General features: G+C 63.6%; 15 protein-coding genes and 1 tRNA gene. 2 read left to right on the forward strand and 14 right to left on the reverse strand.

The window, feature by feature from the left end; all coding sequences use genetic code 11:
• Positions 1–72 precede the first annotated feature (72 nt).
• The 4 genes from J3U95_RS14075 to J3U95_RS14090 form a co-directional block, all read right to left on the reverse strand.
• Complete coding sequence (locus tag J3U95_RS14075; RefSeq protein WP_229519836.1) at positions 73–2,721, reverse strand: restriction endonuclease; 2,649 nt, start codon at positions 2,719–2,721, stop codon at positions 73–75.
• A gap of 246 nt (positions 2,722–2,967) precedes the next feature.
• Positions 2,968–3,402, reverse strand: a complete 435-nt coding sequence (locus J3U95_RS14080) for a hypothetical protein (protein ID WP_147936195.1) — start codon at positions 3,400–3,402, stop codon at positions 2,968–2,970.
• A 408-nt stretch (positions 3,403–3,810) separates the two neighbouring features.
• Entirely contained in the window at positions 3,811–4,080 is a 270-nt protein-coding gene (locus J3U95_RS14085) for a hypothetical protein (protein WP_147936194.1), read from the reverse strand.
• 13 nt (positions 4,081–4,093) lie between these two features.
• Positions 4,094–4,585: a hypothetical protein gene (locus J3U95_RS14090; protein ID WP_147936193.1), complete on the reverse strand. Its 492-nt coding sequence runs from the start codon at positions 4,583–4,585 to the stop codon at positions 4,094–4,096.
• 114 nt (positions 4,586–4,699) lie between these two features.
• Here J3U95_RS14090 and J3U95_RS14095 point away from each other — a divergent pair, with 114 nt between their 5' ends.
• Positions 4,700–5,008 (forward strand): helix-turn-helix domain-containing protein, encoded by a 309-nt coding sequence (locus J3U95_RS14095; protein ID WP_229493814.1) that lies wholly within the window; start codon positions 4,700–4,702, stop codon positions 5,006–5,008.
• Between the two features lie 213 nt (positions 5,009–5,221).
• Here the strand turns inward: J3U95_RS14095 and J3U95_RS14100 are convergent.
• From J3U95_RS14100 to pepN, 3 genes are all read right to left on the reverse strand, one after another.
• Positions 5,222–5,297 (reverse strand) — tRNA-Thr (locus J3U95_RS14100).
• Positions 5,298–5,436: 139 nt separating this feature from the next.
• Positions 5,437–6,438: a class 1 fructose-bisphosphatase gene (locus J3U95_RS14105; protein ID WP_208279198.1), complete on the reverse strand. Its 1,002-nt coding sequence runs from the start codon at positions 6,436–6,438 to the stop codon at positions 5,437–5,439.
• A gap of 31 nt (positions 6,439–6,469) precedes the next feature.
• Entirely contained in the window at positions 6,470–9,127 is a 2,658-nt protein-coding gene (pepN, locus tag J3U95_RS14110) for an aminopeptidase N (protein ID WP_208279199.1), read from the reverse strand.
• A gap of 184 nt (positions 9,128–9,311) precedes the next feature.
• On the opposite strand from pepN, the gene J3U95_RS14115 reads away from it, so the two are divergent.
• Positions 9,312–9,959, forward strand: a complete 648-nt coding sequence (locus tag J3U95_RS14115) for a DUF4136 domain-containing protein (protein WP_208279200.1) — start codon at positions 9,312–9,314, stop codon at positions 9,957–9,959.
• A 228-nt stretch (positions 9,960–10,187) separates the two neighbouring features.
• On the opposite strand, the gene J3U95_RS14120 is transcribed toward J3U95_RS14115, so the two are convergent.
• The 7 genes from J3U95_RS14120 to J3U95_RS14150 all read right to left on the reverse strand — a co-directional run bounded on the left by J3U95_RS14120 (position 10,188) and on the right by J3U95_RS14150 (position 17,084).
• Positions 10,188–11,540: an enolase C-terminal domain-like protein gene (locus J3U95_RS14120; protein WP_208279201.1), complete on the reverse strand. Its 1,353-nt coding sequence runs from the start codon at positions 11,538–11,540 to the stop codon at positions 10,188–10,190.
• Positions 11,541–11,637: 97 nt separating this feature from the next.
• Positions 11,638–12,699, reverse strand: coding sequence for a LacI family DNA-binding transcriptional regulator (locus J3U95_RS14125; RefSeq protein ID WP_208279202.1), 1,062 nt, complete (start codon positions 12,697–12,699; stop codon positions 11,638–11,640).
• Positions 12,700–12,734: 35 nt separating this feature from the next.
• Positions 12,735–13,991 (reverse strand): glycoside hydrolase family 2 protein, encoded by a 1,257-nt coding sequence (locus tag J3U95_RS14130; protein WP_208279203.1) that lies wholly within the window; start codon positions 13,989–13,991, stop codon positions 12,735–12,737.
• A 572-nt stretch (positions 13,992–14,563) separates the two neighbouring features.
• Entirely contained in the window at positions 14,564–15,484 is a 921-nt protein-coding gene (locus J3U95_RS14135; protein WP_208279204.1) for a TIGR03571 family LLM class oxidoreductase, read from the reverse strand.
• 4 nt (positions 15,485–15,488) lie between these two features.
• Positions 15,489–15,650, reverse strand: coding sequence for a hypothetical protein (locus J3U95_RS14140; protein WP_208279205.1), 162 nt, complete (start codon positions 15,648–15,650; stop codon positions 15,489–15,491).
• Positions 15,647–16,624, reverse strand: coding sequence for a quinone oxidoreductase family protein (locus tag J3U95_RS14145; RefSeq protein ID WP_208279206.1), 978 nt, complete (start codon positions 16,622–16,624; stop codon positions 15,647–15,649). The genes J3U95_RS14140 and J3U95_RS14145 overlap by 4 nt, the downstream gene beginning before the upstream one ends.
• 22 nt (positions 16,625–16,646) lie before the next feature.
• Complete coding sequence (locus tag J3U95_RS14150; protein ID WP_229519837.1) at positions 16,647–17,084, reverse strand: methylglyoxal synthase; 438 nt, start codon at positions 17,082–17,084, stop codon at positions 16,647–16,649.
• Between the last annotated feature and the right edge of the window lie 254 nt (positions 17,085–17,338).

Here is a 17,338-nt window from a genome sequence, read left to right on the forward strand (position 1 = left end):
TCGGCTTGCTTGAGGATGGCGATGATCTGGCTGTCGGTAAAACGGGACGTCTTCATGTAGAGCTTTCTGTTCTTAAGTAGAAAATTCTACTTCTAAACGCGCTCTTTCTGTGGGGGGATTACCGTCGTAGAGCTCGACGACGATCTTCTGCTTCCCAGTCGCGTTGTCGATGCCCTGTGCGCGCATCTTCACACTGTCGTAGAAGCGCTGAAGGGTGTCGACCTCCTTGTCCAGCCGGTGCTCTTGCAGCACGTCGAGTACAGCCTGCATAGCCAGCGACATAGGGTTGTGCTGAGCAAAGCTGTAGTCTTCGAAGAGGGCATCGAAGACCGGCTTGGTAATGAGATGCTGGGCCAGCATCTCGATGACTTCGCCGTCGCTAATGCTGCCGTTGAGGTCATCGCGCAGTTCATGGGCAAAGGCATTGAAGGCGGCTCGCTCCTTCTCGTGGGCCGGGTCTTCAACGATGGCAGTGATGCGGTCAATATGGGTGCGGGCGATCTTGGCGATGTCGTTGGCCCAGTCCTCCCAATGGTGGCGGTTGCCCACCTTCTGCACCAGCTTGGCGTAGATGGCCTTCTCAATTTCACCGATTTCGAAAGACAAAGAGGCCTGCTCTTGCTTGTAGTAAGGCTTGGCTGGCGACTCGCCTACGATGAAGCTGCCCTTCCCCGTGTCCTTGTTCTTTGGTTTTTTGGGTTTGTCCTGCTTCCGCTGAACCTTGTCCGTGATGGCGACGACCTCCATCTTGCTGGTGTCCTTACCGACCAAGTCCAGCTTGTTGACCATCGCATCGAAGCGGTCATCATGTGAGCGCAGCGCCTGCAGTACCTGCCACACCACTGCGTAGGTCTTGTTGTCGTTCAGAGCCTCGTGGGGTTCTACGCCGGCCGGGACAACCACCGGCAGGACGACGTAACCGCGTTTCTTGCCCGGCGCATTACGCATAACACGGCCGACCGACTGCACCACGTCAACCTGGGAGTTGCGCGGGGTCAGGAACAGCACTGCGTCCAGGGCCGGTACGTCGACACCTTCGGACAAGCAGCGCACGTTACTCAGGATTCGGCAGGTGTCGGGAGCGGCATCCGCCTTCAACCACGCGAGCTTGGTCTCCTTCTCGCTGGCGTTCATGCTGCCGTCTACATGCTCGGCTTCGCAGGCCAGCGTCGATGCCGCGTCGTCCTCCTCGGACTCCTGGTAAGCCTCGACCACCGCCTGGAACATACCGGCGATATTTTTGGAGCTGACCTTGTGGGGCTTTGCGCCCTTGCTTACCTCGATGACCTGGCAGAAGGCCACGGCGCGCTTCATGGCCTCGTGATCGCCGCTCAGGTCCCCCGTGAGCCCTTGTTTTGCCAAGGCCTTCCAGCAACCGATGATCTTGGCGGCGTCATCCACCTTGAGCTGGTTGTTCTCGTCCTTCAACAGGGATTGGATGCGACGGCTGACGTGACTCTCTTCCACGGATAGAACGATGACTTTGTAGTCTACCAATAAGCCGCGCCGGACTGCCTCGGAGAAGGTAATGACGTGGAGCTCGGGGCCGTAGAGGGTCTCGTCGTCCATCGAGCACAACGCTACACTGCCCGCCTCGGCCTTCGCTTTCGCATTGTCACCGTAGATGCGCGGTGTGGCTGTCATGTACAGGCGCTTTTCTGACCGTATGAAGGCTGCGTCATGCACCTTGACGAAGTTGCTCTCGTCGTCATCGCCGAAAGTGGCGCCGGTGGTGCGGTGCGCCTCGTCGCAGACGATGAGATCAAAGTCGGCCAGGCCATGCTCTTGCTGAGCACGACTGATGACATCAATGGAGTGATAGGTGCTGAACACCACGTTCATGTGCGCCGCGTCGTGCCGCTTGGCCATCTCGGTGGCCAAGCGGGCTGGTTGGGTCGTGGCCGGGTAACGCAGCTCGTGGGTGAAGGTTTGGACGGTATCGTCGTCCTTTTGGCGCTTCTTGCCAACGTCGCTGTCCGAACAGACTGCGAAGCTGTGCAGCGGCGTGGCGCTCTCTTGTGTCCACTCGGTCAAGGTCTGCGAGAGCAAGGACAGGCTTGGCACCAAGAACAATACGCGTTTGCCGGCACCAGCCAGGGCTTCCGCGATCTTTAGGCTGGTGAACGTCTTGCCAGTGCCGCAGGCCATGATGAGCTTCCCTCGATCGACGGTCTGCAACCTCGACAGCGCGGCGTCCAGCGCCTGTTGCTGGTGGGGCCGAAGCTCCTTCTTGACCTTCAGCACAGGCGCGGTCTTCGGCTGGTACTTGCCCCACTCAATCTGGCTGTTCTCCAAATCGTTTAGGTCTATTTTGCTGACGGGCGGCTGCTGGTCTCGCAGTGCCTCCTCGGCGTGAGTGCTCCAGTGGTTTGTGGTGCAAACGATGATGCGGTGAACAAACGGTTTTTTGCCCGAAGCAGTGAAAAAGCTGTCGATGTCGGCCTTCTGCAGCCGGTAGTCCTCGGCGTACAGCTTGCACTGGATCGCGTGGAATTCGTTGGTGCCCGCTGTCTTGGCTACGAGATCGATTCCCACATCGCGCCCATCCACGCCCTGTAGCTTGGCCCACTCCGCATAGGTCCAGACATCACTGTAGAGGTCCCGGTAGGTTGCCTCATTCCGTAGGTAAGCGACGATCAGCTCTTCAAAGTAGGTTCCTTTTTCGCGCTCGCTAACGGCCGCGTTGCGAAAGGTAGCGAGAAGATTTGACAGGGCGGACATGCTTGATAATTTCCTTTTAATACACGAGCGAGCAACGCCCGGCTTGATCGTCAAGAGTTGGGCGATACTTTACCTTACCAAAGGGAAATCTCAGCTAAAAATGTGGTGATGCTGTTGCCTCCCGAGACACAGAAGGACAGCGCACGCCTATTGGGGCGAGCGGATTACCGCCGCAAACATCGACGCTGATTTATGCCCGCTATGCTTGGTGGCTGTACCAAGGTATAGAGCCCGACTAACTGCATCTCACCATGTCGCGGGGTGTAACTCCCGCACCTGTGAATCGCCGCTTCTTGCGAGCCGTTCGATCTTGACTGCCCTGACCTCGCTATGTCCGTCAGCCGGCACAGCTTTTAGCACCGCGATCGCCTCGTCGAAACGGCCAAGCTGGCGCAGCAATTCGCCTTGCTCGATCATGTCCGATGGATTCCCATCGCCGTCGCGCAGCATGTCCAGGATAGCCTCCATGTTGGACCGCTCCAAAGCCTGCGGCCAAATTGGCACATCGGGAATGGGAGAGCCATCCTGACAGCTGCGGTAGCGGTCGTTCAACCCCCACCAGATGCGCTTGCGCAGCCATAGCAGCCGGGTCCTGCTTATCCCTTTGGAGCGGGCTAAGACATATATGACGTCCTCAAACTTCACGCTGCCGATGTAGTCTGCCTGGCCCCAGGATGCCATGGCCCGGCTCCACTCCTCTTCGCCGTGAAGCAGCCCATGCGGGTCACGGCGCCAACGAAGCCACGCGCGTTTAAACTGGCCAATCGGCCGTGGGGCGTCGGGCATGATTCCGACAGGCTCGATATCCTCCAGCCAAAAGAGCGCAGCGCACGCACTGCAACGGACCAATGGTTCCTGGCGCCACCACATGCTTGGCACACCGTCCGACCAATCTCGGGCACCGAAGAAATTAAAGCTACGAAGTCGCCGGCGAAGGTAAAAGGCACCGCAACCGGGACAGGCGTGAACTGAGGGGGCTGAGAAACTCGTCATGGCCAGTATCGTAACGCCGCAATGCCAGCTCGACAATAAATAGGGCGACTAGCGGCATGGCACTGTCTGCCGTGGAGCTGCTAGGAGCCATGCGGCTCAAGTACAGGTGAAATGCAGCGTGGTTTGCGGGAACTGGCCGAGCGAGCGTGGCGTATCAGTCTCCCTCAGGATCAGCATCGTTTTACCTTGACCAGCGCAGTGCGCGCCTGCGTCCTTCATCGTCGCGGCCTTGAGCTGGCCCAGTGAGGCAGCCGGACCGTTATCTTCTCGCGAAACCATGTACTGATTACTACCCGTCGAGATCACGCCCGTCGTGGAAGCGCAACCAGCTAAAAACACCACCAGCCAGATTTTTTCAGGTTTCATTTTCTTTTCTTCTTTAATAGAAGCCCAGTCGGCTTCTGGTGTTTAAACACGTAGTGCCCATCTCGCGCAGGTCGGTCACGCCTCGTAGCCGGACGTAGAAGTAGTCGTCCCACGCGGCGCGTCGAAAGCCATCGTCCAACAGATTCAGGATTGCCTCGCGCTCGTTCGCTCCGAACGCGGTAAGGCGGGATTTCCGCCACGGTTGCTCTGCGCCGTTCTTGAAGTAGACATCCCATTCAAGGCCGAAAAGATCGCCGAACTGGTAAGTTGCCCCAGTATCCCTACCGATGTCGTCGAGTGCGGTGCCCATACGTCGCTCAATGCGGTAGTCACGCCCCTGGAGGGTCCACACAACCTCCATGAGCTGCCGCTTGTTCAAGCTATCGAAGAGTACCCGGCGTGTCGCCGCTTCCTCCAGGATGAACAGGTCGCGCTCCGTCTTGGCCAAAAAATCATCGATACGATCGTCCTGGGTTGACGCAGGTGGAATACGGGTGTGAATCATTGATTGCCTCCTATTCTAGGTCAGCAATCCTAAGGATTCCTTAGTGTGACGTCAATAAAATACTAAGAATATCTTAGCCTTTAGGGGCTATGGATGTCTTTGTTTGGGAAGCGAATGAAGGAGGCTCGCTTACGGGCCGGCCTGTCTCAAGAAAAACTTGGTGTCTTGGCGGGGATCGATGAGATGTCTTCGAGCGCGCGTATGAACCAGTACGAGCGGGGGAAGCATGTGCCGGACTTCTCATTGGTCGAGCGAGTCGCCCAAGTACTGGATGTCCCGGAATGCTACTTCTATTGCAAGGAAGATGACATGGCCCTGATTCTCATTCGCTTGCACCGCATCCCTGCGCACGAGAGACAAGGTGTTATCGGCGCGGTCGAGCGGCTCCTATCAGAGACTGGGAACGTCGAGGAAGCGCAGTAGCATGCTGCCTGCTGTGGATGAATCTACGACCACCTCTAGCGCGCCCATAAAGCAAGGCAGGCTCCCAATCGATAGGATGCGGGCACTCAACCTGCAAGGCTAATGTTGAGTAAGCCGGGTTACACAGCGGTTACACAACTCGCTTACAGCGCCACGAAAGAAAAAAGGGTTACATGAAAAATCATGTAACCCTTTGATCTTACTGCAAATTCTTGGTGCCGCTGACCGGAATCGAACTGGTGACCTTCGCATTACGAATGCGCTGCTCTACCGACTGAGCTACAGCGGCGAAACCTGTGCTTCGCCTTGCCTTTCGGCGCACGACGAGGTAGCCGCCGTGACGAAAGAACCATATTCTAGCAAACAATGCGGCAAACTTGCTAGTGTGTATCGCTAGCGTGCCGCATTATCGGCCGAAATCAGGACATTCAGGCCCCGTGATAGCCCGTGACGACCTCGACTTCCTCCTTCGAGCCCAGGAACACCGGCACGCGCTGGTGCAGCTTGGTCGGCGGGATCTCCAGGATGCGGCCCTGGCCGTCGGTGGCGGCGCCGCCGGCCTGCTCGACGATCATCGCCATCGGGTTGGCCTCGTACATCAGGCGCAGCTTGCCCGGCGACGCGGGATCGCGCAGGTCGGCCGGATACATGAAGACGCCGCCGCGGTTCAGGATGCGGTGCACGTCGGCCACCATCGAGGCGATCCAGCGCATATTGAAATCCTTGCCGCGCGGGCCGGTGCTGCCCGCCAGCAGCTCGTCGACATAGCGCTGCACCGGCGGATGCCAGTGGCGCTTATTGGACATATTGATGGCGAATTCCTTGGTCGAGACCGGGATCTGCATATCGCTCTGGGTCAGCACCCACGAACCCATCTCGCGGTCCAGCGTGAAGCAGTGCACGCCGTTGCCGGTGGTGAGCACCAGCATGGTCTGCGGGCCGTAGACCGCATAGCCGGCCGCCACCTGGGCGGTGCCGGGCTGCAGGAAGTCCTGCTCGGTCGGCTGCTTCATGCCTTCCGGCGCCTTCAGCACCGAGAAGATGGTGCCGATCGAGACATTGACGTCGATGTTCGACGAGCCGTCCAGCGGATCGAACAGCAGCAGGAATTCGCCCATCGGATAGCGGCTCGGGATCTGGCGGATGGTTTCCATCTCTTCGGACGCCATCGCCGCCAGGTGGCCGCCCCACTCGTTCGCTTCGAGCAGGATCTCGTTGGAGATCACGTCCAGCTTCTTCTGGACTTCTCCCTGGATGTTCTCGGTCTCGGCGCTGCCCAGCACTTCGCCCAGCGCGCCCTTGCTCACCGAATAGCTGATGCGCTTGCAGGCGCGGGCGACGACCTCGATCAGCAGGCGCAGCTCGGCGTTGATGTTCTGGTGCAGGCGCTGCTCTTCGACCAGGTATTGCGTCAAACTTACGCGTTTCATGACTTCCTCAGGTTTGGTTTAAATATTGTTATCAATTCGCGAGCGCCTTGGTGACCACTTCGCGCACGTCGTTCGACAGCTTGCCCTGCCCCGCCACCCGCTGCAGCGCGGCCTGCATCTGCTCCTGCAGCGCCGGCGCGTAACGGCGCCAGCGGTCCATGGCGCGCGCCAAGCGGCTCGCGACCTGCGGGTTGAGCGCGTCGAGCGCGATCACCTGCTCGGCCCAGAAGGCGTAGCCGCTGCCGTCCGGCGCGTGGAACTGCACCGGATTGTTCATGCAGAAGGCGGCGACCAGGCTGCGCGCGCGGTTCGGGTTGCGCAGGGTGAAGGCCGGATGGCGCATCAGCGCGCGCACGGCCGCAACGTCGGTGGTCGGGGCCGCGGCCTGCATCATGAACCACTTGTCCACCACCAGGGCCTCGCCCTGGAACTCCTGGTAGAACACGTCCAGCGCGTCGGCGGCTTCCGGCACGCGCGATGCGATCAGCGCACTGAGCGCCGCGGCGCGGTCGGTCATGTTGTCGGCCTGGTCGAACTGACGCTGGGCCAGCGCCACGCTCTCTTCGTCGGGCGCCGCGTTCAGGTAGGACAGCGCGATATTCTTGAGCGCGCGCTTGCCGGCGGATTGCGCATCCGGGCTGTACGGCCCCGGCGTCAGGTTGGCCTCGTACTGCGCCAGCAGCTCGCCGCGCAGGCGCGCGCCGATGTCGGCGCGGATGAACTGGCGCGCGATGTGCACGGCCAGCGGGTCGACGCCGTCGATCTGCTCGGCCACCATGCCCTCGGACGGCAGCAGCAGCGCCTGTTCGCGGAAGGCCGGGTCGAGGGTCTCGTCGACCAGGACCTTGCGCATCGCCTCGATGAAGGTCTCGTCCAGGTTCAGGCTGGCGCCGCTATTGCCCTTGGCCATGGCCTCGCCGGTCAGCTTGAGCAGGCGGCTCATGGCCAGGCGCTGGCCCGCTTCCCAGCGGTTGACCGGGTCGCTGTCATGGCTGAACAGGTGCAGCAGGTCGGCATCGGTATAGCTGCCCTGCAGGATCACCGGCGCCGAGAAGCCGCGCAGCACCGACGGCACTGGCTGCTCCTTCACGTCGGTGAAGACGAAGGTCTGCTCGGCCTGGGTCAGCTCGAGCACCGCCGTCGTGCCGCGGTCGACGCTATCGACCACCAGGCGCATGTCGTTGCCGGCGGCGTCGAGCAGGCCGACCGCGACCGGGATGTGGAACGGGAGCTTGTGCGGCTGGCCCGGCGTCGGCGGGCAGGACTGGATCAGCTTGAGCGTGTAGGTATGGACGGCCTCGTCCCAGCGGCCCTCGAAGCGCAGCACCGGGGTGCCGGCCTGGCTGTACCAGCGTTCGAACTGGTCCAGGCGTCGGCCGTTGGCGTCGGCCATCGCGCGCCGGAAATCGTCGCATTCGACCGCCTGTTCGTCATGGCGTTCGAAATACAGGTCCATGCCCTTGCGGAAGCCGTCGACGCCGAACAGGGTCTGGTACATGCGCACCACTTCGGCGCCCTTCTCATACACCGTCACCGTATAAAAATTATTGATCTCCACGAAGGAGTCGGGACGCACCGGGTGCGCCATCGGGCCGGCATCCTCGGGGAACTGGTGCTGGCGCAGCGTGCGCACCTGGTCGATGCGGGTCACGGCGCGGCCAGTGTCGGTGCCGATCATGTCGGCCGTGAATTCCTGGTCGCGGAATACCGTCAGGCCTTCCTTCAGCGACAGCTGGAACCAGTCGCGGCAGGTCACGCGGTTGCCGGTCCAGTTGTGGAAGTATTCGTGCGCCACCACCGCCTCGATGCCCTGGAAGTCGACGTCGGTCGCCACCCGCGGGTTGGCCAGCACGAACTTGGTGTTGAAGATGTTCAGGCCCTTGTTTTCCATCGCGCCCATGTTGAAGTCGCTGGTGGCGACGATCATGAAGCGGTCCAGGTCGAGCTCGAGGCCGTATTTCTCTTCGTCCCAGCGGATGCTGTGCTTGAGCGACTGCATCGCATAATCGGTTTTGTCCAGGTTGCCTTCTTCGACCCACACCTGCAGCAGGGCGTCGCGGCCGTCCGCCAGGCGGAAGGTCTCTTCCTGGCACACCAGCTTGGCCGCCACCAGCGCGAACAGGTAAGAGGGCTTCTTGAACGGGTCTTCCCACAGCGCATAGTGACGCCCATCGTCGAGATCGCCCTCCTGGATCAGGTTGCCGTTGGACAGCAGCACCGGATAGCGCGCCTTGTCGGCGCGCAGCATCACGGTGTACTTGGCCATCACGTCAGGGCGGTCCGGGAAATAGGTGATGCGGCGGAAGCCTTCGGCCTCGCACTGAGTGAAGAAGTTGCCATTCGATACATACAAGCCGCTGAGCGTCGTGTTCTGCTCGGGCACGCAGACCGATTCGATCTCGAGCACCACGTCGTCCGGCGCCTCGTGGATGGTCAGGAGATTGTTGGCCAGCGTATAGTCGGCCCCGCCCAGGGTCTTGCCGTTCAGGCGCAGCGCCACCAGCTCGATCTCCTCGCCATGCAGCTCGATGGCCCGCCCGCTTGCCGCCGGGTTGCGGCGCAAGGTCAGGCGGTTGGCCACGACCGTACGCGCGGGATCCAGGTCGAAGCCGAGCTCGACAGTATCCACAAGGTAACTTGGCGGGGTATAGTCTTTCCGGTAAATGGTCTGGGGCGTATCGGTGCGCATAGGAAGAGTCCAAGAACACAGTGGAGAAGTGCTTATTTTACCAACAAGCTTTTCCGGTGCTTCGTTCGATTCCATGTATCGCAGTGTATGCACGGTAACGGGGTGTAAAACCCGGTTCATTGTTCTTGAACAAGCGGTAAGCTTGATCATCGGGGAAATTCCGCACAAATAATCTGGAGATTGTATGAAACGCCTCATCATGGTCGCCGCCGGCACGGCGCTTGCGCTGCTCCTGGGCGGTTGCGCGACCACCATCCGCAGCGACGTCACGACCTTCCACCAATGGCCGGCCCAGATGGAAGACAAGAGTTATGTGTTCGAGGTGCCGTCGCCGCAGGACGACACGCTGGAATGGCGCAGCTACCAGGAACTGGTGCGCGCCCAGCTGGCGCGCCAGGGCTTCCGCGACGCCGAGGGTGCCACGCCGGCGCTGACGGTGTCGATGCGCTTCACCACCACCGACCTGCCGGTGCGCGTGCTGGAACCGATCATGACGCCGTATTTCTATCCGGGCGCCCGCTACGGCTACGGCTACCGCGGCTTCCATCGCCGCTATTGGGGCGGCTGGTACAGCCCGTTCTACGATCCGTTCTGGGGTCCGTATCCGGCCTACCAGACCTCGATCGAGCACCACTACCGGCGCGAACTGCAGGTCTCGATCAAGTCGGCGCGCGACGGCAAGCGCCTGTTCGACGTCACGGTGCACAACACCAGCCGCAATATGTCGACGCCGGAAATCATGCCGGCGCTGGTGCACAGCGCCTTCGAAGGCTTCCCGGGACCGTCGGGCGTGGCGCGGCGGGTCGAGGTGACGCAGGAGCCGAAGGGCTGATCCTGGCCACCTAAGTTAGCCTTACTACGTCATTCCCGCGGAGGCGGGAATCCAAGTCCTTAGCGTTTCGACAGCGCTGGCAGTACTTGGATTCCCGCCTTCGCGGGAATGACGTTTTGAGGCAGGCGATTTGAATCAATTTTTGTGGTGCGCACGCAAAAAAGGCCCGTCACGCAAGGCGACGGGCCAACTAGAGACAGCGAGAGACAACGGTAGTGCCGGTGTGTCTTAGCGCACCATGCACGGTTTCTTGCTATCGAACTTCCAGTTCGGAACGAGGTACTGCATCCCCACCGCATCGTCGCGCCCGCCCAGCCCCATCTGAGAATAGCGCTGATGCGCGGCCTCCACCGCGTCCATATCGAGCTCCACGCCCAGCCCTGGCGTTGTCGGCACGGTGACCATGCCGTCCACGATGCGCAGCGGATTGCGGGTCAGGTGCTGGCCGTCCTGCCAGATCCAGTGGGTGTCGATCGCGGTGATGTCGCCCGGCGCCGCCGCCGCGCAATGGGTGAACATCGCCAGCGAGACGTCGAAGTGGTTGTTCGAGTGCGAGCCCCACGTCAGCCCCCAGGCTTCGCACATCTTGGCCACACGCACGGTGTCCTGCATGGTCCAGAAATGCGGGTCGGCCAGCGGGATGTCCACCGCCCCCAGCTGCACCGCGTGCGCCAGCTGGCGCCAGTCGGTGGCGATCATATTGGTGGCGGTGCGCAGGCCTGTGGCGCGGCGGAACTCGGCCATCGTCTCGCGGCCCGAATAACCGCCTTCGGGACCGCACGGGTCTTCGGCATAGGCCAGCACGCCCTTCATGTCGCGGCACAGCCGGATCGCATCCTGCAGCAGCCAGCAGCCATTGGGGTCGAGCGTGATGCCGGCCTGCGGGAAGGCTTCCTTGAGCGCGCGCGCCGCCTCGATTTCCTGCTCGCCGCGCAGCACGCCGCCCTTGAGCTTGAAGCTCTTGAAGCCGTAACGCTTCTGCGCGGCGCGCGCCTGGGCCACGATGGCGTCGGTGTCCATCGCCGGCTCGTGGCGCAGGCGCAGCCACTCGTCGGCCGCATCGGGCTCGCACGCATAGGGCAAGTCGGTGGCCTTGCGGTCGCCCACGTAGAACAGATAGCCCAGCATCTCGACCTGGTCGCGCTGGCGGCCGTCGCCCAGCAGGTCGGCCACCGGCACGCCCATGAACTTGCCCAGCAGGTCGAGCAAGGCGCATTCGACGCCGGCCACCGCGTGGATCATCACGCGCAGGTCGAAGGTCTGCTGGCCGCGCCCGCCCGCATCGCGTCCGGCGAACGCCGTGCGCATCGAGCGCAGCACGCCGTTCCAGGCGCCGATCGGCTGGCCGACGACCAGCGCGCGCGCATCCTCGAGCGTCTGGCGGATGCTCTCCCCGCCCGGCACTTCGCCGACGCCCTGCTGGCCGCTGCTGTCGGTGAGGATCACCAGGTTACGGGTGAACCACGGCGCGTGGGCGCCGCTGAGGTTGAGCAGCATGCCGTCGCGGCCCGCGACCGGCACCACGCGCATCGCGGTGATCAACGGCGTGCCGCCCGGCGTCGAAGATTCCATGGTCATCATTCTTCCCTAAATAATTTTACGAACTGCATGTTACCGGTATCAAGATGAGACGATGATACCGGTATCTTGACGAAGAAGTCAATGCATCGGAGGGGGTTTAGCTGCTGCCGCGTTCGACGATGACGAAGCCGACGTCGCGCACCGGCTCCTCCACCGGCCGGCCTTCGGCGCGGTCGATGATCAGCTGCGCGGCGGTGGAACCGATGGCGGTGCCGTCGATGCGCACCGTGGTCAAGGGGGGATGTAGGTCGCGCGAGAACGCCAGGTCGCCCAGGCCGACCACGGCGAGCTGTTCGGGCACCTTGATGCCCAGCGCCAGCGCCTCGAGCAGCACGCCCTGGGCCATCATGTCGGAGCTGCAGAACACGGCGTCGATGCCGGGATCGCGCGCCAGCAGCTCTGCCAGGCCCGCGCGGCCGCTGCCGAGCGAGGTTGGCGCCGGGACGATGCAGGTCGGCACCGCCTTTCGATCCGTGCCCAGCCCCGGCTGCAGCGCCAGCACGGTGTCGGCGAACTGGCGGTTGCGGCGCACCGCGCGTTCGTCGTCGGCGCTGATGGCGGCGATCCTGCGGCGCCCGCGCCCGTGCAGGTATTCGGCCACCGCCTTGCCGATCTGCTCATGCGAAAAGCCCACCAGCATGTCGATCGGGCTGTCGGTCAGGTCCCAGGTCTCGACCACCGGAATGCCGCTGGCCAGCAGGCGGCGCCGGCCCTGCTCCGAGCGCATGATCCCGGTCAGCACCACGCCGTCCGGACGGCGCCCGATGATGGCCTCGAGCAGCGCATCCTCGCGCGAGTTCTCGTAGCCGGCCTGGCCCAGCATCAGCTGGTAGCCGCGCGCGGCCAAGCCGTCGGTGAGCGCCTGCACCATCTCGAGGAAGACCGAGCCGCTGATGGTCGGCACCACCGCCGCCACCATGCGGCTTTTCTTGGAGGCCAGGCCGCCGGCCAGCAGGTTCGGCACGTAGCCCACCCGGTCCACCACCTCGCGCACGCGCTGCAGGATCTCGGGCGAGACCGAATCGGGATTGTTCAGCGCGCGCGAGACGCTCATCGGCGCCACGCCGGCCAGGCGGGCGACGTCGCGCACCGTGGGCGTGGCGCCCTTGCGGCTCTTGCGGGCGGTAGCTGGTGCGTCCTTCGGGGCAGGGGTTTCCATGGCCGGGATTCTAGCACCGCACTATGCCAGGGCCCCTATCGGTATTTCTGCTGCATGCCATCGTAAAAGCGCCTCAGGGTGTGGAAGGCTTTCTTTTTCTGGCCGGTGTCCGAGATCAGGCCCTTGCGGTTCCAGAAATCCTGGTATTGCGGATGCGGGCGGCGCGGCGAGCGGAAGTCGGCCAGGATCCACGGCGTCATGCTGCTCAGGCCGGGGATTGCGGTCAGCAGCTTGAACTGGTTCCGGTACAGGCGCTCCTGGTATTCCTCGGTCCAGCGGGTCGTGGCGTCGCCGTGATGGCCGCCCAGCGCATCGGCGCCGAACTCGCTGACGACCACCGGCTTGTTCACCTTGATGTCGAAACGGTAGTTCAGCATGTCCTCGGGATCGCTCCAGTACCAGCCGGCGTATTCGTTGAAGCTGGCCAGGTCCAGCTTGCCGGCCAGCGGGTCCTCGACCACGACGCGCTGGCCCTCGCGGTGCACTTCGAGCGCCGCCGCCACCAGGCGCGTATCGTCCAGGCCGCGCACGGTGTCGGCCAGCCGGCCCATGAAGACGTTGCGCGGCTCGCCCACCGGGGTCTCGTTCCCGATCGACCAGACGATGACGCTGGCGCGGTTCTTGTCGCGCACCACCATATCGGTCAGCTGGCGGTCGGCGTTGCGGTAGGTGTCGGGATTGGTCCACGAGATGGTCCAGTACACCGGCACCTCGGCCCACAGCAGCAGGCCCATCTCGTCGGCCAGGCGCGACATCTGTTTGCTGTGCGGATAGTGGGCCAGGCGTACGAAGTTGGCGTTGAGCTCGCGCGTCCACTGCAGCATCATGCGCATATCGCCCTCGCCGCGCAGGCGTCCCTGGGCCAGCGGGTTCTCGTCGTGCAACGAGATCCCGCGCAAGAAGATCGATTTCCCGTTGAGCAGGATGTCCTGGCCGCGGGTCTCGATGGTCCGGAAACCCACCCTGTCCTTCACCGTGTCCGGGCCGGCCGCGATCTCGACGTCGTACAGGGTCGGCGCGTCTAGCGACCAGTAGCGCAGCTTGCCGGCAGGGATGTCGATGGCGGCGCGGCCGCTGGCGTCGGCCTGCACCGTGGTCCGGATGCCGGCCGCGGGAATCGTCACGCTGACGCTTTGCCGCGGCTGGGCGCCGGCCAGCTGGACGTAGCCCTGGATGCGCTTCAGGTCGCCCTTGGCCAGCTGCACCTTGTAGTCGGCGATATAGGTGGCGGGGACTTCGGCCAGCAGCACGTCGCGCGTGATGCCGCCATACTTCCACCAGTCGGTGTTCACGGTCGGGGTCGTCCTGGTACAGAAACTTCTGTTGACAAGACAACTTTGGGAACTATCTGTTGTCTCGGCCCTCTTACAACCACCGGCGGCTGCATTTGGTTGCCGGTGAAGCTGTTGGCGGTGAGTTCCACCGCCCCTGCCTGTGGAGGAGAAGGCGCTGGCCTGGCATGTACATTGTCAGGTGAAACCATCTCCGGTGAAGCAGGAATTCAACAGGAAAGTTAACTACGGTTAGCTTTGCGTAAGTTTGAAAGAACGGTCGACGATGTAGTTCCAGCGGCCGTTCAGGATCAGGTACCGCGGCCGTAGATGTTCTGCAGCGGCGCTGACGCCTCCGCCTCCACTACAGGCGCCGACGTTTGCGCCGTTGCCTCCACATGCCAGTACAGGACCAGCGCGCACAGCGCCCGCCCCCAATGCATTGCCAAGATGCTTCATGGTTGTCTCGCGCTCTCCGGCTGGCGCCGACCGGTGTGATTTTTTGTTACCGGCATCTAATGCTGAACAATCGTAGCGGGACAGTTTTTTGTGTCAAGAAGATACTCGGCGGTTAAACCTTTGTGAGGACAGGACTAAAGCTGGGGCAGGATCTCGGCACCCAACTCGTGCAGGACGTCCTCCGCCGGACGCGCGCCCCGGTGCAGGTTGAACAGGATGTGGGCGACGCCGAGTTCGCGCATGCGTTCCAGATAGGCGGCCAGCGCATGGCGGCCGGTGCGCAGGCCAAGCTCGATCGCCTGGGCCGGCGCCGCCGGATCGTCCAGCAAGTCCAGCAGCACCGACTGGATGAAGGGCTTGCGCATTCCCGGCGAGCGCTGGTCCTGCGCCATGTGCCAGAGGGCGATCCGGCCTTTTTGCCGGTCTTCCTCGCGGTGGTAACTAGCCCAGCCGTCGGCATGTTCGGCGATCCACTGCAGCGACTGTCGCGCGCTGCCCACCGCAAGCATCGGAATGCGCGCCTGCGGCGGGGGCAGCACGCGGTACCGTTCCGGGTCCACGACCGGCGCCGGCGCCAGCGCGGCGTGCAGGGCGCTCCAGTGCTCGCGAAAGGCGACGTCGCGCGTCTCCAGGTCGGCCCCGAAACGGGAGAATTCCTCGGGACGGTCGCCCGAACCCAGGCCCAGCAGCAGGCGACCGTGGCTGATCCGGTCCAGGGTGAGAGCCGCCTTGGCCACGTGCAGCGGATGGCGCAGCGGCAGCACGATGGCCCCGGTGGCGAGCACGACCCGCTCGGTCACCGCCGCCAGCGCGGCCAGCCACAGGAAGGGGTCGTCCAGCGCCGCGGTCTCGTTGGCGCTGCCCTGCGGGATCATCAGCGGCACGTCGCGGGTCCAGAGGGCGGCGAAGCCCAGCGCGTCGGCCAGGCGCGCATGCGCTTGCGCCAGTGCGAGGTCGGCCAGGGCGCCGGCCTGTCCCGCCATGGGCGTCATCAGCCCGACCGTCAGGCGGCCGGGAACGAAGACTTGCCCGTATGCGCGATTGAAGTCCTCCATGGGCTCAGGTGAAATAGGCTTCGGAGCCGAAGGTGAGCGCCACCACCACCAGCATGGCCAGCACCAGCACGATCAGCAGGCGCCCGAACTTTGGCACGCCGTCGCCCGACGGCTGCGCCGACGGCGGCAACTGCGGCAGCGGGTCGTCGTCGCGTGTGTCTCTCATGGCAGCAGCACCGTCGAACCGGTCGTGCGGCGCGCTTCCAGCGCGCGGTGCGCCTCGCCCGCCTCGGCCAGGGCAAAGGTCTGGCGCACCTCGACCTCGACCTTGCCGCTGCCGACCATCTCGAACAGCTCGGCCGTCATCGCCTCCTGCTCTTCCTGGTTACTCATGTAGTCGAACAGGGTCGGCCGGGTCAGGAACAGCGAGCCGCGCTTCGACAACTCGGCTGGTGCGAACGGCTCGACCGCGCCCGAGGCGTTGCCGAAGCTGACCATCAGGCCGCGCCGGCGCAGGCAGTCGAGCGAGGCGGTGAAGGTGTCCTTGCCCACCGAGTCGTACACCACCGGCACGCCCTCGCCCCCGGTGAGCTCGCGCACGCGCGCCACGATGTCTTCGTCGTTGTAGTTGATGACGTGGGCCGCGCCGTGGCGCAGCGCCAGCTCGCCCTTCTCTTTCGAACCCACGGTACCGATCAGGCGCACGCCGAGCGCGCGCGCCCACTGGCAGGCGATCAGGCCGACGCCGCCGGCCGCGGCGTGGAACAGGATCGTGTCGCCGGCCTCGACCCGATAGGTTTGACGCAGCAGGTATTGCACCGTCAATCCCTGCAGCATCATGGCGGCCGCGGTCTCGAAGCCGATCGCGTCCGGCAGCCTGACCAGGAAGCGCGCCGGCATGGTGCGCACGCTGGCATAGGCGCCCAGCGGTCCGCCGGCATAGGCCACGCGGTCGCCCGGCCGCACGTGGGTCACGCCCTCGCCCACCGCCTCGACCACGCCCGCGCCTTCCTTGCCGAGATAGCCGGGCAGCGGCTGCGGATACAGGCCGGTGCGGAAATACACGTCGATGAAGTTCAGGCCGATCGCGTGCTGGACGATGCGCGCCTCGCCCGGCCCGGGCGCCTGCGCCTCGACGTCGACGTATTCCATCACTTCTGGGCCGCCGGTGGCGGCGATCCGGATCGCTTTGGCGAGCATGGCTACTCCTTTGTCAGGTGGGTCAAACGGCGCTGCGCGCGCCCATCAGTTGCGACAGCACCAGGCGCGCGGTCGAGACATTGGTCGCGCACGGGATATTGTGCACGTCGCAGGCGCGCACCAGGGCGTTGATGTCGGGTTCGTGCGGCTGCGGCGTCATCGGGTCGCGCAGGAAGATCACGCAATCGATCAGGCCGTCGACCAGCAGGGAACCGATCTGCAGGTCGCCGCCGACCGGCCCCGAATGCTTGCGCTCGACGTTCAGGCCCAGCTCGTTGATCAGGCGCCCGCCGGTGGTGCCGGTGGCCGACAGGGCGCAGCCCTGCAGGAACTCGCGGTACTCGGCGGCGAGCGAGATCATGTCGTCCTTCTTCTTGTCGTGGGCGATCAGTGCGATGCGTGGGGCGGCGGTCGTGATGGTCATGTCGTGGGCGGCGGTTGGTGTAGTCGGGACGCTCATAAGAATACCGCATTCGACCATGCGGTCATATAAACCACGACGGCGCTGAAACGTTCTGAAAGCGATCAAGCGCGGCACAAGACTGTGGCGGCGGCACCGAAGTTCGGCGTCGCGACGGGCGCGATCACGGCGATGCAGCACCGCGCGCGTGGTAAAGGAGTTGCACCGCTGGCGTCATCTCCAGGGCTCACCCGGCAACGGCGGCCTCGGCGTCAAGACGCATCCGGCCGCGCCCGCCGAACGGGGTCGAGGCG

It is taken from the genome of Massilia oculi, from assembly GCF_017582745.1.
Lineage (GTDB): Bacteria > Pseudomonadota > Gammaproteobacteria > Burkholderiales > Burkholderiaceae_D > Telluria > Telluria oculi_A.